Source organism: Phycicoccus elongatus Lp2 (assembly GCF_000367525.1).
GTDB lineage: Bacteria > Actinomycetota > Actinomycetes > Actinomycetales > Dermatophilaceae > Phycicoccus_A > Phycicoccus_A elongatus.
This window is the reverse complement of sequence record NZ_HF570956.1, coordinates 2,723,231-2,736,405: the sequence shown is the minus strand read 5'-3', so window position 1 is coordinate 2,736,405 and position 13,175 is coordinate 2,723,231. Positions and strand designations below refer to the sequence as shown.

Genomic DNA, 13,175 nt, shown 5'->3' with positions numbered 1-13,175 from the left:
GCCGACTACAGGTATGGGTGTGTCGCGGTGCGAGATCTGGGTGCCGCTGACGACCGCGTCGTGGGTGGTCAGGCAGCAGGTGTTGGCTCGGCGGGTTCGTCGGCGGAGGGCAGGGCGATCTGGATCTCACTGGTCCGTCCGCGGCGAAGGAAGACGCCGCGGCCCGGTGTCAGGGTGGCGGCCGGCTCGATGCGTGACCCAAAGGGGTCGCCGTCGTGTGGGCTCGCCGGTTGGAGGAGCACGGCACATCCGCGGGCAATAAGCCCCGGGAGCGCGCCGCGATACGCAGAGGCCACGGTATGCCGCAGGGCCGACACGACCACGACGACATCGGCTCCCGCCTGGAGGCATTTGACCAGCGCTGCCTCACCGTCAATCCCCAGCCCTTCGACGTCGTCGATCGAGACCAGCCAGGATCCTCGCTCCAGATCCAGTGCCGCCGCGGCGTGCAGGTCATCGGGAAGGTGCAGGATGCGACGTCCGGCGCATGCCGCTTGACGCTCCACGACCTGCACCGTGGACGTCCGACCTGATCCCGCTGGTCCTGTCACGACGAGCACTCTTCCGTCGCGCATCGGATCCCACGAGAGGATCTCGACCGACGGGTCTCCGACCCCCAGTCGGACTTCCCACGATTGCCGGGAGGACGGCCGCCCCGGCCCAGATGCATCGACGGCCAGGAGTGCCGCCAGGTCGACCAGCGAGGGTAGGTCTTCCAACGCACGGACTCGTCTCCGTCGCCGTCGTGGGATGGCTCGGCAACCGTCGGCGACCGCGAACTGGACCAGAGCTCCGTCCTCGACGCGGAGACCACGTCCGGGCCCGGTGAGTGTCTGGGCCACCGAAGGCCGGATGCCGAGGAGCAAGAGGTCGCCGCTGTCCAGCCCAGGCAGACAGATCGTGGGGCCGCCGTCGACCAAGCGTGTCGTCGCGAGGGACCGGGCGCCGGCCAGGACGAGACTCACCCGGCCGGTGGAGGGGTCCGTGGCCATCCGCACCAAATCCTTGAGGGCACCCGCAGCGGGAGTGTCCGGGCCGGCGCCCAGCGCGACGTCGTCGATGAGGAGCAGAAGGTGGTCATCCGGAGCGGAATCACCCTCGAAACCCCGCACGAGTTCCACCAAGCGGCGCAGTCGCCCGATCTGGTCAGGCATGATCACCGCACCGACGGTCGAGAGCGCATCGAGGGGTGAAACCGCCGGTGACGCCGAGACGGCATACACGTGCAGTCGGTCGCCCAGAGCAAGCGAGGCCGCGGTGGCGATGGTGGCCAAGGCAGTCGACCGGCCGGACCGCGGCCCGCCAATGATCCGCCAGGGCGGGTCATCCGGAGCCCAGGTGAGCCCGAGCTGGAGTTGTTCGTCGGGGAGATCGACCAGCCCGACGGGCCACGTGTCAGGCACGGGTGACTCGAGGTCGTCGATCGAGATGAGCGCCCGCAAGGGTGGCAGCCATGGGGTGCGGGGGAGGCCGATGCCCCGACGGGCATGTGCTGCCTCGACCAGTGCGACGAGGGCGTCCTCCACGGTCTCGTCGGACTCACCCGGACCTGCGCTTTCGGTGGGCATGGGTGAAGGCAGGTCGTCGGGAGGGACGGGATCGAAGCGTGTGGGCTCCTCGACCGGAGTCGGAAGGATGCGCGTGATGTGACATGCACGCACGGGGGCGAGATCGCCGTCCGTCGATCGGGTGAAGCCAGCGCCGGGAGAGCTCCGCGGCACCTGAGAAGCCCTGGAGTCACCGATCACCTGCACTGACTCCTGATCGTCCCGCACGCGCAGAGCAATCCGGGTGCCGATGTTGGCCTGGATGTCGGGAGTGATGGCTCCCGCCGGGCGCTGGGTGGCGAGAACGAGGTGAATGCCCAACGACCTCCCGACGGCGGCCAGACGCACGAGGCCGTCGAGGAACGAGGGGATCTCCTGGGCGAGGACGCGGAACTCGTCGACGACGACAACCAATCGGGGAAACGGGTCGTGGGAGGTGGCGGCGTTGTGGGCGTGGATGGTGTCCGAACCCGTCGCCTCGAGAGCTGACTCGCGCCGTTTGACCTCGGCGCGCAGGGATCGCAGTGCGCGTTCTGCAAGTGCGGGATCGAGATCCGACACCACGCCGACACAGTGGGGCAGGCGTCTGGCCAGGGTGAACGTGGACCCGCCCTTGTAGTCGATGAGGAGGAAGGTGAGTGACTCCGGTGGCAGCCTGAGAGCCAGGCCTGAGACGAGCGAGCGCAAGGCCTCTGACTTGCCTGATCCGGTCGTGCCCGCGATCAAGAGGTGAGGACCATCGGTGTCCAGGTCGATCGTCCACGGACCCTCGCCGCTTTGACCGACCACGGCTGCCGCGCGTGGACCGGTGCGGGGACCGAAGTGTTCCCACTGGGTGAGCAAGGCCTTCACGGACGCGGGCTCGAGCGAACGGATGGCCAGCACCTCACAACGTAGATGAGCCCACGGGGCATGCTCGTGAGTTGCGGTCGACGCAAGCAATGGTGCCTGCCCGGCCATCGCCCGCGCCAAGCGCTCTGCCCACCACGGGCCGACTCCGTCGGTGACCAACGACGTGTCCCCATCGGGGTGCCGCAACACGTCGTCATCAGAACCCAGCAGGAGGTCAGCGAATGAGCCCTGGTTGCCGACCCGGCGCAGGGTCACCGCAGGCCCCCCGGGACCAGTCTGTGCCCGGACGTCATTCGCGAAGGTGATCGACAGGACCACCCTCCCGGATTCGACGGTGCGCGCGGCAGCGTCGGAATCAGGGCCGATCCATGCCGTGTGCGGCAGCCAGCGAAGCCAGGCCGCCTCGCTCTCACCTGTCGCGCCGAGGTCCACGACGAGGGCGAGTTGGGAGGGTGGATGCCGAGAAACCAGACCCCCGACAACCTGTCGAAGGGCGGCGTGCGCGCGTGAGCGATCGCCGAAGAAGCGGAGTCCGCCGACAGTCTGGAGGTCGATGACGACCGGTGCATCGGCGAGCGTCGGCGACGTCGCCTGACCATCAGCGCCCGTGATGCGCACGGTGCGGCTCGCCGGCGATCCCAAGCCCAGGCGCACGGGCAGACCCCGAGGCCAATTCACGTTGGTGACCCCGGCGCATGATTCGCCACCTGGATCGGTGGCCCACCACGGCGGGCGGCAGGCATGGACGGATTGGAGGACACGGTCGGTGTCCCCCGCCAGATGGTTCAGAGCAGTGACTTCGCGGTCCGTCGCCTCGACGATCGCCTGCATTGCCCGATGCTGCTCCGCGCCGAACAACTCGGTGCGGGCGATTTCCTCCCGGTGTCTACGGCGACGGTCCTGCCACCACGACGCCCCGGACGTCACCGGTCCCAGCAACGCGAAGAGAAGGAACTGCGGTCCGAAGGCGACGGCGAGAACCGCGGCGATGGGCAGGGGCACGAGCATCGTGATCCAAGGAAAGGCGGCCGCGCTCACAGGTTCGGGCGGCCGTGGCTGCGTCACCGTGACCACGGGAGGAGGGTCGGGTGGGCACGCACCAACTGGCAGCAGTCGTCGCCCGTTGGCGACCTCGACCGGCGCAGGAGGAGGCCCAGCAGCAATTCGCGGACGAAGCTCAATCACGCTGTGGCCCAACTTGATTCGATCATCAACAGTAATGCCGGTCGAGTCGGTGCCCGGATCGTTGCTGATCGTGGATCCGTTCGTCGAGCCCAGGTCGACCAGTTTGAGATGGCCGGACTCGACGCTGATCCGGGCGTGTCGCCTGCTCAGCGTGTCGTCGTGGAGGGATAGGTCGACGTCACCCCGTCCGACCGTGATACCGCTGCGAGACAGGGTGATTCGCCGGCCACAGTCCGGTCCGGCGGTGGCCACGACGTCGAAGGGCGTGGAAGGTCTGACCGGAACACGGGCCGGTGCCAGCGCCACTTCGGGGTGTGCGACGACACTGGCTCCGTGCACGAGCGGCCACCGACCGACGAGCTCGGATTCACCCACGGCGATCCCGGACACGTGAAGGTGGGCCCGCGGCATACCGAAAAGGGTTGCGGCACAGGCGGCCAACTCACCGGCAGTGACAAGCTCACCACGCACTCGTAGGTCGATCGCCGGAGGTGCCCCGGCCACGTCGGTCGGCAGCCTTCGCACACTCAGCACCAGGTCCATGCGACCCGACGGTAGGTCTTGTGCCAACCCTCGCGGCGGCTGTCCACAGGGTCTGCGTGCATTGGGTGCTCTTGGTCAAGAAATGGTCAGGGCCTGTGGACAAGGTGCGAGTGGGCCGCTTCGTTTGATTTGATGGCAGGAGAGTTGGGGGTTTCCGCCAGGGGGAGGTGGCTGCATGGACGCGTTGGCGACGGTGCGTTCCGAGGTTGAGGAGTTGATCCGGCGTTCGGGCCTTGATCCGATGCGGGACGAAGCCGCGACCCGAAAACTGGTCCGCGACGCGGTGGCGGACTACGACGCGCGCTCCCTTCACGGGGGTATGCCGTTTCTCGACGACGTCGACTCGGTCGCCCGAGAGGTGTGGGACAGCGTCGCCGGTTTCGGACCCCTCCAGAAGTATCTTGACGACCCAGAGATCGAGGAGATCTGGATCAATCAACCCACTCGTGTTTTCGTCGCCAGGGGTGGGGTGTCGGAGTTGACGAGCACGGTGCTGACTCGTGACGAGGTTCGCGACCTGGTCGAGCGCATGCTCAAGTCCTCGGGACGTCGGGTCGACCTCTCGTCGCCGTTCGTCGATGCCACATTGCCGGACGGATCTCGCCTCCACGTCGTGATTCCCGACATCACGCGGGAGGACTGGTTCGTCAATGTCCGAAAGTTCGTCGTGCGGGCGGACCGACTCGAAGACCTGGTGCGCATTGGCACCCTCACGCCAGCGGCCAGCGCGTTCCTCGAGGCCTGCGTCGCGGCGGGGCTCAACATCCTGGTCGCCGGTGGGACGCAAGCAGGAAAGACGACCCTGCTCAACTGTCTCGGCGCGGCCATTCCCCCACGCGAACGGGTGGTGACGGTCGAAGAGGTCTTCGAACTGAAGATCCCGCTCAGAGATGTCGCAGCCATGCAGTGTCGGCAGCCTTCGCTCGAGGGGACCGGGGAGGTGCCCTTGCGTCGTCTGGTCAAGGAGGCGTTGCGGATGAGGCCTTCGCGCATCGTCGTCGGGGAGGTTCGGCAGGCCGAGAGCCTCGACCTGCTCCTTGCCCTCAACAGCGGCCTGCCCGGCATGGCGAGCATCCATGCCAACAGCGCGCGCGAAGCGATCGTGAAGATGTGCACCCTTCCGCTGCTCGCTGGGGAGAACGTCGGGAGCAGGTTTGTGGTCCCCACTGTCGCAGCGTCAGTCGATGTCGTCGTCCACGCAGCCCTGGAGCGGGACGGGCGACGAGTGGTCCGCGAGATTGTCGCGGTGCCCGGGCGGGTCGAAGGCGACGTCATCGAGACCTCTGAGATCTTCCACAGTCGGGGTGGGACCCTGGTGCGGGGCGACGGCTTTCCTCCTCACCAGGAGCGCTTCGACCGCGCCGGTATCGACGTGCACCGAATCCTCACGCAGGACCATCGATGACAGGGTTGGCGCTGGGGCTCATGTTGGGTGCTGGCCTCTTCCTCGTCTGGTCCTCCTTCTGGGTCCCGCCGGCCGAACGGCGGGTCACTCGAAACCGACTGCGCGATCGCTTGGCGGACGAGATTGTCCAATCGGGGATTCCTGGACTGGGAGTCGGAACACTGATCGCCTTCGCGATGGGCACCTTCGTCATCGTCTTCGTGATCTTCCAACTCGTCGTGGGCGCCGCGCCCTTGGCGCTGTGCTTTGCGCTGATGGCCGGCTGGTCGCCGATCGTCTTCGTCCGGGTGCGAGCGCGCCGGCGACGCGCACGGCTGCGTGAGCTCTGGCCCGATGCCATCGACAACGTGGCCTCTGGTGTGCGCGCCGGTCTCGCCCTGCCGGAGGCGCTCGGGCAGTTGAGTGTTCGTGGACCCGAGGAGCTGAGGACGGCATTCCGGGCCTTCGCGGAGGACTACCGTCTGACCGGCCGCTTTCACGACTGCCTCGACCGCCTCAAGGAGGGGCTCAGCGATCCGGTCGGTGATCGACTCATCGAGTCGCTGCGCATGGCGCGCGAGGTGGGCGGCAGCGACCTCGGCCGACTGTTGCGGACGTTGTCGCTCTTCCTGCGTGAAGACGCCCGCACGCGCGCCGAGCTCGAGACCCGTCAGTCGTGGACGGTCAACGCAGCTCGCCTGGCAGTTGCCGCGCCGTGGTTGGTCCTCCTCATCCTCAGCGGTCGCCGCGAGTCCGTCGCCGCCTACTCCAGCCTCACGGGTGTTGGTGTGCTGGCCGGTGGCGCGGCCGTGTCGGCCATCGCCTACTGGGCGATGCTGCGCATCGCGCGCCTGCCAGAGGAAGGTCGGGTGCTGCGTTGACGCTCACCATGGCGGGCCTCCTCCTCGGTGCCGCACTCGGACTGGGCCTGAACCTGATCTGGCGGAGGCTACCCACCAACCGACGGCATGGTCTGGCCGATCGAGTGCTGCCCTACTTGGTGGATCAGGCACGCCCCAGTGGCCTGCTCGTCAACCGCCGACCTCTGAGCCATGTCCCGTCAGTTTTCGTGCCGCTCCTCGCCAGCGGCGGGGCAGTCATCGATCGTGTCATCGGCGACGGACCCACAGTTCGACGAAGGCTGCTCAGAGCGGGGCAGGCGCCGGACGTCGACCGATTTCGTGCGCAGCAAGTCCTGTGCGGGACCGGTGGCGCCATCTTGGGGATCGCCATGTCCGTGCTGGCCACGATCCACGGCGCCAGCGCGTTCCTCGCCATCCTGCTACCAGTCATCGGCGCCGCCCTCGGAGTCGTCGTCTGGGATCACGTCCTGTCGCGACGTGCTGCTGCGCGCGAGCAACGAATGTTGGCCGAGTTCCCGACGATCGCCGAGTTCCTGGCCCTTGCGGTCGGCGCCGGAGAGGGTGCCGTCGGCGCGCTCGACCGGGTCTGTCGACTGAGTGGTGGAGAACTGGCAGGAGAGTTGCGGCACTGTCTGGCCGATGCCCGTGCGGGAGCCACGTTGCCGGCTGCGCTGTCCGGCCTCGCTGACCGCACAGGACTCCCTGCCCTGGCGCGGTTCGTCGACGGCTTGGTCGTCGCCATCGACCGAGGGACCCCCCTTGCCGAGGTCCTGCGCGCTCAGGCACAGGACGTTCGCGAAGGCGGACGGCGGGCCGTCATGGAGACCGCCGGCAAGAAGGAGATCGCGATGATGGTGCCGGTCGTGTTCCTTGTCTTGCCGGTGACCATCGTCTTCGCGGTCTTCCCAGGCCTGAACTTCCTCGATTTCACCTTCTGACCCATCAGACCTGACACCCGACCCAAAGGAGAACAACCATGAACCGGAGAAGCATCTCGACCAGTCGCGCGCTACGCGGCTGGCAACGGACCGACAAGGAACGGGGGGATGTCCCGGGGTGGGTGCTGATCACCTTGATGACGGCCATGCTGGTGTCGGCCTTGCTCATCGTGGCCCGGCCTCGACTGGTGGCCCTGTTCGAACAGGCCATGGACTCGCTCACCTGAGCCATGCGGGCAGCGTCAGGGGGGATTGCCCCGGGGGACAAGGGGCCACAAGGGGGGTCGAGGACTGCGCAGCCAGACCATGAGAGCGGTGCTGCAGTCGCTGACTTCGTCATGGTCTCGATGCTCGTGTCCTTCATCTTCGTCGGCCTCATGCAATTGGGCCTGTTCCTCCACACCCGCAACACCCTCATTGCCTCGGCCGCCGAGGGCGCACGGATGGGTGCTCGGGCCGACGCTTCGCCTGCCGATGGTCAGGCTCGCGCCCGGGAGCTCATCTCCGAACAGTTGTCCAGCAGGTATGCCGAGTCCGTCGACGTCGGATCCGAGATCCAAGGGGGAGTGCGCGTGATCGTCGTTCGTGTCTCGGCGCCGGCGCCGATCATCGGCCCGTTCGGTCCGAGCCGTGGTCTGTCGGTCACGGCCCGAGCGTTCGCCGAGGCGCAATGACCAGGTTGCGCGCGGCATACCTCTGGGTGCGAAGGCGGGCCGCCGGTGAGGAGGGGAGTGCCGCCGTGGAGTTCGTCTACTTGGCCGTGCTGCTGATGATTCCGCTCATCTACCTGATTCTCATGCTCGGTCGCCTCCAGGCGGGGTCGTATGCCGTGAGCGCGGCGGTACGTGAGTCCGGACGGGCTTTCGTGACCGCACCTGATGACTCCGCCGCGTACGCGCGCGCCCACGCGGCAAGCAACGTGGCGCTCGCCAACCTCGGTTTCACCGAGGGCACCGCTCTCTACGTGGCCTGCGAGGCATCACCCTGCCTGACTCCGGGGGCCGCCGTGGTCAGTGAGGCGGAGGTGCGCGTGCCGCTGCCGTTGGTCCCGACCTTCGCGCGCGGCGTCATCCCCCTCGAGGTGCCGTTGCGGGCCCAGGGTGTGAGCCGGGTCGACCGGTTCCGGAGTGCGCCGTGAGGGGCGATGTGCGCAAGGGGCCGGGCGCGCGAGCACTCGCTCAACGATGGGAGGGGTTGCGGGGCCGGGACGAGGGGCAGATCGGCTTGCTCGTGCTCGGGATGACCATCATCGCGATCCTCCTGATCCTCACCACTGCGGCCATCACCGCTGTGAGTCTGGCCAGGATGCGATTGCTCGACGCCGCCGACAGCGCGGCGCTCGTCGCCGCCAACGCCTTCGAGGACGCCACCTACGCGACGACGGGTGTTGGATCAGCCGTCCCGGTGTCGGACGATTCTGTCCAACGGGCGGCGGCCGATCACCTGGCCACCCTGTCGCCACCGAACGGCATTACCCAGTGGGGTCTGTCTCCGGGGACCGGCACACCAGATGGCCAAACGGCCGTCGTGGTCCTGACCGGTCACGTCCCGATTCCCTTCGCCTCAGCGATCACGACGCGCGCCGCCCTCGATGTCACGGTCGTTTCGCGGGCTCGCGCCGCCGTGCGCTGAGTCTCGCCCCCTCACGTAGGCTTGACCCTCGTGGCTGTCGACTTCACTCAGGCGATCAAGGACCTCCGCTCGACCATGGCGTCGGTGCGTGAGGTGACCGACCTGACCGCGCTCCAGGCGCAGATCACCGAGTTGGAGTCCAAGGCGGCCGAGCCAACTCTGTGGGACGACCCCGAGAAGGCGCAGGTTGTCACCTCGTCTCTGTCGCGCGCCAAGGCCGAGCACGACCGGGTCACCGGCATGGACGCCCGCATCGACGACCTCGAGGCCCTCGTCGAGATGGGGGAGGAGGAGAACGACGCCGAGACGCTCGCCGAGGCCGAGCGTGAACTCGTCGCCGTCACCAAGGCCGTCGGCGAACTCGAGGTGCGCACCCTGCTGTCGGGGGAGTACGACGAGCGCGAGGCGGTCGTCACGATCCGCGCCGGCGCGGGTGGCGTCGACGCCGCCGACTTCGCCGAGATGTTGTTGCGCATGTATCTCCGGTGGGCGGAGCGGCATGGGTATGCCGTGAAGGTCATGGACACCTCGTATGCCGAGGAGGCGGGGCTCAAGTCGGTGACCTTCGAGGTCAACGTGCCCTATGCCTACGGGAACCTCTCCGTCGAGGGCGGCACCCACCGCCTGGTGCGGATCAGCCCCTTCGACAACCAGGGCCGCCGCCAGACGAGCTTCGCCGCCGTCGAGGTCATCCCGCTCATCGAGGGCACCGACTCCATCGACATCCCCGAGAACGAGCTCAAGATCGACGTCTTCCGCTCCTCCGGCCCGGGCGGGCAATCGGTCAACACCACCGACTCGGCCGTTCGCATGACGCACCTCCCCACCGGGACCGTCGTGTCGATGCAGAACGAGAAGTCCCAGATCCAGAACCGCGCGGCCGCCCTGCGGGTCATGCAGTCGCGACTGCTCCTGCTCAAGAAGGCCGAGGAGGCTGCGGAGCGCAAGGAGCTCGCCGGCGACATCAAGGCCAGCTGGGGCGACCAGATGCGCTCCTATGTGCTCAACCCCTACCAAATGGTCAAGGACCTGCGGACCGAGCACGAGACCGGCAACCCGGACAAGGTCTTCGACGGCGACATCGACGATTTCATCGAGGCCGGCATCCGCTGGCAGATCGCCCAGCGCAAGGCCGAAGGCTGACCCGGTGTCGATCCCGCCCGGCTACTCCTCGTCGTGGGCGCTGGTCCATGACCACCTGACCCAGGCCGTCATGGCACTGGCTGACGGCCATCGGTTGACGATCGAGGCTCCAGAGGAGTTCGCGCGCCCCGGCCGGATCTCGGGCCTGCGGCGTGTGCTCGGGCAGAAGCACCCCACCCTCACGCCCTGGGTCACCCTCGAGCGCTCGGAGGATCACCTCATCGCGCGCTGTGTCAGTGACGACAAGGAGATCGGCTTCCCGCTGACCTCCACGGAGAAGGAACACCTCGAAGCACTGGGCTGGCACCGACCGGGCCCGACCGACGGGCCGGCCTACGTGCGGTGGATCCCCGACGACGTGCCCAGCGCGGCATACCTGCCCGAGGGTGACGCCCAGCGCGCGGCGAGCCTCGCCGGGGAGACCCTGCGAACCGTTTTCGGCGTCGACGACGCGCGTTCGGTGGTCATCCGCACCTGACCGCGGGCAGTCACAGACGTCACACAGGGCACACGCCGAACACGGTAATCCCCGGATTCGGCCCCTACCCGACCTATCCTCGAACCGGCCGGGCCTGTCCGGGCCCCTGCCTTGTCCCCGAGCCGTGAGGCCGACTGCACCACCATGATCCGCTTCGACCACGTGACCAAGAGATACGCCCCCGGGGCCGCTCCGGCACTCGACGACGTCTCCTTGGAGATCGCCCGGGGCGAATTCGCGTTCGTCGTCGGCAAATCCGGCTCCGGCAAGTCCACCCTCATGCGCATCGCCCTGCGCGAGCAGATGCCGACCGACGGTGAGGTGATGGTCGCGGGTCACGAACTGCGGCAGATGTCCTCCCGCCAGGTGCCGCGTCTGCGTCGCGAGATGGGGGCGGTCTTCCAGGACTTCCGTCTGCTGCCCGGCAAGACGGTCACGCAGAACGTCGCCTTCGCCCTCCAGGTGATCGGCAAGCCGCGGCACGCGATCCGCACCCTGGTGCCGGAGACCCTCGAGATGGTGGGCCTGGCCGACAAGGGCAAGCGCCTCCCGCACGAGTTGAGCGGTGGTGAGCAGCAGCGCGTTGCGATCGCCCGCGCCGTCGTCAACAAGCCGCAGATCCTGCTGGCCGACGAGCCCACCGGCAACCTCGACCCGGCCACGAGCCTCGGCATCGTGCGGTTGCTCGACCGGATCAACCGGACGGGCACGACGATCGTGATGGCGACGCACGACGGTGCGATCGTGGATGAGATGCGCACGCCGGGTCGTCGAGCTCGAGGACGGTCGCGTGGTCCGCGATGTCGCGGAAGGCACCTACGCCCCCGAGCGTACTACTGCCGAGCTCGCGAGCCAGGACTAGCCCGAGGCACCGGTCAGTTGGGAACCCGATCCCGAAGAGGACTTCGATGCCTCCGCCTGCTACGAGTGTGGTGCCTGATGCGCTTGGGTTTCATTCTCGGCGAGATCTGGACCGGTTTGCGCCGCAACCTGTCGATGGCGGTCTCGGTCGTGCTGGTGACCATGGTGTCGGTGTTGTTCTTCGGTTTGGGCCTGCTGGCCTCGCTGCAGGTCGACGACGATGAAGGGCTTCTGGTACGGCCGGGTCGAGGTCTGGATCTCGCTGTGCACCGAGGGCGCTCGCTCGAGCCGACCTGCGACGTGCAGGCGAGGTGACCGAGGCCCAGAAGGCCGAGCTGATCGAGCAGCTGGACTCGCTGCGATGCCGGTGGTGGAGCGGGTCTTCTTTGAGTCCGCGCAGGAGGCCTTCGACCGGTTCCGTCGAGCAGTTCCGGGACTGGGCGATCGCGGAGTCGGTGCAGGTCGGACGAGATGCCGGAGTGGTTCCGGGTCAAGCTGTCGGACCCGACGAAGTTCGCCGTGGTGTCCAGCGCGTTCGAGGGTGCTCCCGGTGTGGCGAGGGTGCTGGACCAGGGGAAGGTGCTCGGGAAGTTGTTCACCGCTCATCAACCGGCTGTCCTGGTCTTTGCGCTCGTGTTCGCCATCTCTCATGGCGGTGTGTGCCGTGCTGCTGGTGGCGACGACGGTGCGGCTGTCGGCCTTCGTCCGACGCCGCGAGATCGGCATCATGCGGCTGGTCGGGGCGTCCAGCAGTTGGTCGATCCGGCTGCCGTTCCTGCTCGAGGTGGTGATCGTGGCCACGCTGATCGGCGTCGCGCTGGCGGTCGGGGTGCTGTGGGGCTTCCTCGAGTTCGTCTTGCAGGGCTCGGCTGTCCGTGAAGTTGCCGTTCATCCCGTTCGTGACGATCGGCGACCTGCTCAGCATCGTGCCGCTCGTGGTCGGGGTCGGCCTGGCTCATCTCGGTGGTGTGGTCCGTGGTGACGCTGCTGCGCTACGTCCTCGTCTGACTCACCCTGACGCCGCTACGCCTGACGCGTCTGCAGCGGATCTCCTTGGTCCGGTGGTACGCATGTGCCGTCTGCTCCGTCAGCGGAGTGTGCCGGGTGCGCCCTTCGCTCGCGGAGATCCCTGCTCATGCGGTCGGTCCGCTCGTGGTGCCGACCGGCTTTGTTCTTCTTGGTCGGGATGGTGCTGGTGCTCGCCGGTGCCGACGATCCCGATGCCCAGAAACGGTCGGTCGACTCGGCGCTGAGCCAGTTGCGTGAAGACCTGCACGACACCGAGGCCGGCCTGGCCGCGGCATACCTGGCCCTGAAGGAAACCGAGGCCAAGATCCCCGGCGCCCAAGCGGCCCTGACCGCCGCCGAGGGGCAACTCGCGGCAGCCCGCCGATGCCCAGGCCGCAGCCGACCTCAAACTTGCCCAGGCGAACGAGAAGAAGGCCGAGGACCAACTGGCCGCCACCAGTGACCAGATCGTCGCTGGCCGGGGGCGGGTGGCAGCCTTCGCCGGGCAGGTCTACATGGAACAGGGACTGGGCTCGCTCAATGCCGCGGTCGATGCCGACTCCCCGCAGCAACTCGCGGACCGGCTCGCCCTCGTCGGCGCGGTGATGGACACGCAGCACAGCACGCTGTCCAAGTTGGCCACCGCCAAGGCGAGTCAGGTTGCCCAGGAGGCGCACCTCACCGCCCTGCGGGGCGACAGCGAGGATGCCAAGGCCAAGGCCGAGGACGCGGTGAAGGCAA

At 67.8% G+C, this 13,175-nt stretch carries 14 protein-coding genes and 1 pseudogene; 14 read left to right on the top strand and 1 reads right to left on the bottom strand.

Features of this window, described 5'->3' with window-relative positions; genetic code table 11:
• Positions 1 to 68 precede the first annotated feature (68 nt).
• Positions 69 to 4,127 carry an FtsK/SpoIIIE domain-containing protein gene (locus BN10_RS13225; RefSeq protein ID WP_010851760.1) on the bottom strand — a complete coding sequence of 1,353 codons (4,059 nt, stop codon included), beginning with the start codon at positions 4,125 to 4,127 and terminating at the stop codon, positions 69 to 71.
• A gap of 175 nt (positions 4,128 to 4,302) precedes the next feature.
• Between BN10_RS13225 and BN10_RS13220 the strand changes: the two genes are divergently transcribed.
• From BN10_RS13220 to BN10_RS17465, 14 genes and pseudogenes are all read left to right on the top strand, one after another.
• On the top strand, positions 4,303 to 5,532 hold the full coding sequence (locus BN10_RS13220) for a CpaF family protein (RefSeq protein ID WP_010851759.1): 1,230 nt from the start codon (positions 4,303 to 4,305) through the stop codon (positions 5,530 to 5,532).
• The gene (locus tag BN10_RS13215; RefSeq protein ID WP_010851758.1) at positions 5,529 to 6,392 is read left to right on the top strand and encodes a type II secretion system F family protein; all 864 of its coding nucleotides are present in this window, start codon (positions 5,529 to 5,531) and stop codon (positions 6,390 to 6,392) included. The genes BN10_RS13220 and BN10_RS13215 overlap by 4 nt, the downstream gene beginning before the upstream one ends.
• 8 nt (positions 6,393 to 6,400) lie before the next feature.
• Entirely contained in the window at positions 6,401 to 7,312 is a 912-nt protein-coding gene (locus tag BN10_RS13210) for a type II secretion system F family protein (protein ID WP_010851757.1), read from the top strand.
• 38 nt (positions 7,313 to 7,350) lie between these two features.
• Positions 7,351 to 7,539, top strand: a complete 189-nt coding sequence (locus BN10_RS13205) for a hypothetical protein (RefSeq protein ID WP_010851756.1) — start codon at positions 7,351 to 7,353, stop codon at positions 7,537 to 7,539.
• A 3-nt stretch (positions 7,540 to 7,542) separates the two neighbouring features.
• The gene (locus BN10_RS13200; RefSeq protein WP_084311075.1) at positions 7,543 to 7,986 is read left to right on the top strand and encodes a TadE family protein; all 444 of its coding nucleotides are present in this window, start codon (positions 7,543 to 7,545) and stop codon (positions 7,984 to 7,986) included.
• On the top strand, positions 7,983 to 8,450 hold the full coding sequence (locus BN10_RS13195; RefSeq protein ID WP_010851754.1) for a TadE/TadG family type IV pilus assembly protein: 468 nt from the start codon (positions 7,983 to 7,985) through the stop codon (positions 8,448 to 8,450). Before BN10_RS13200 ends, BN10_RS13195 begins: the two co-directional genes overlap by 4 nt.
• Positions 8,447 to 8,944, top strand: a complete 498-nt coding sequence (locus tag BN10_RS13190; RefSeq protein WP_010851753.1) for a pilus assembly protein TadG-related protein — start codon at positions 8,447 to 8,449, stop codon at positions 8,942 to 8,944. Before BN10_RS13195 ends, BN10_RS13190 begins: the two co-directional genes overlap by 4 nt.
• Before the next feature lie 30 nt (positions 8,945 to 8,974).
• The gene (prfB, locus tag BN10_RS13185) at positions 8,975 to 10,087 is read left to right on the top strand and encodes a peptide chain release factor 2 (RefSeq protein WP_010851752.1); all 1,113 of its coding nucleotides are present in this window, start codon (positions 8,975 to 8,977) and stop codon (positions 10,085 to 10,087) included.
• Positions 10,088 to 10,091: 4 nt separating this feature from the next.
• Entirely contained in the window at positions 10,092 to 10,565 is a 474-nt protein-coding gene (locus tag BN10_RS13180; protein WP_010851751.1) for a TY-Chap domain-containing protein, read from the top strand.
• A 144-nt stretch (positions 10,566 to 10,709) separates the two neighbouring features.
• Positions 10,710 to 11,427, top strand: a pseudogene (gene ftsE, locus BN10_RS13175) (cell division ATP-binding protein FtsE).
• A 77-nt stretch (positions 11,428 to 11,504) separates the two neighbouring features.
• The gene (locus tag BN10_RS17475; RefSeq protein WP_198014059.1) at positions 11,505 to 11,741 is read left to right on the top strand and encodes a hypothetical protein; all 237 of its coding nucleotides are present in this window, start codon (positions 11,505 to 11,507) and stop codon (positions 11,739 to 11,741) included.
• 334 nt (positions 11,742 to 12,075) lie between these two features.
• A complete protein-coding gene (locus BN10_RS17470; RefSeq protein ID WP_010851749.1) occupies positions 12,076 to 12,408 on the top strand; it encodes an FtsX-like permease family protein in 333 nt (110 codons plus the stop codon).
• A gap of 153 nt (positions 12,409 to 12,561) precedes the next feature.
• Positions 12,562 to 12,897, top strand: coding sequence for a hypothetical protein (locus tag BN10_RS15875; protein ID WP_010851748.1), 336 nt, complete (start codon positions 12,562 to 12,564; stop codon positions 12,895 to 12,897).
• A gap of 25 nt (positions 12,898 to 12,922) precedes the next feature.
• The coding region (locus BN10_RS17465) for a hypothetical protein (RefSeq protein WP_040751835.1) at positions 12,923 to 13,175 on the top strand (253 nt) is incomplete at its 3' end.

What these genes read in the sequence shown, in the direction of transcription:
- BN10_RS13225 (WP_010851760.1), bottom strand. Translation starts at nt 4,127, where the DNA reads ATGGACCTGGTGCTGAGTGTGCGAAGGCTGCCGACCGACGTGGCCGGG.
- BN10_RS13220 (WP_010851759.1), top strand. Translation starts at nt 4,303, where the DNA reads ATGGACGCGTTGGCGACGGTGCGTTCCGAGGTTGAGGAGTTGATCCGG.
- BN10_RS13215 (WP_010851758.1), top strand. Translation starts at nt 5,529, where the DNA reads ATGACAGGGTTGGCGCTGGGGCTCATGTTGGGTGCTGGCCTCTTCCTC.
- BN10_RS13210 (WP_010851757.1), top strand. Translation starts at nt 6,401, where the DNA reads ATGGCGGGCCTCCTCCTCGGTGCCGCACTCGGACTGGGCCTGAACCTG.
- BN10_RS13205 (WP_010851756.1), top strand. Translation starts at nt 7,351, where the DNA reads ATGAACCGGAGAAGCATCTCGACCAGTCGCGCGCTACGCGGCTGGCAA.
- BN10_RS13200 (WP_084311075.1), top strand. Translation starts at nt 7,543, where the DNA reads ATGCGGGCAGCGTCAGGGGGGATTGCCCCGGGGGACAAGGGGCCACAA.
- BN10_RS13195 (WP_010851754.1), top strand. Translation starts at nt 7,983, where the DNA reads ATGACCAGGTTGCGCGCGGCATACCTCTGGGTGCGAAGGCGGGCCGCC.
- BN10_RS17475 (WP_198014059.1), top strand. Translation starts at nt 11,505, where the DNA reads ATGCGCTTGGGTTTCATTCTCGGCGAGATCTGGACCGGTTTGCGCCGC.
- BN10_RS17470 (WP_010851749.1), top strand. Translation starts at nt 12,076, where the DNA reads ATGGCGGTGTGTGCCGTGCTGCTGGTGGCGACGACGGTGCGGCTGTCG.
- BN10_RS15875 (WP_010851748.1), top strand. Translation starts at nt 12,562, where the DNA reads ATGCGGTCGGTCCGCTCGTGGTGCCGACCGGCTTTGTTCTTCTTGGTC.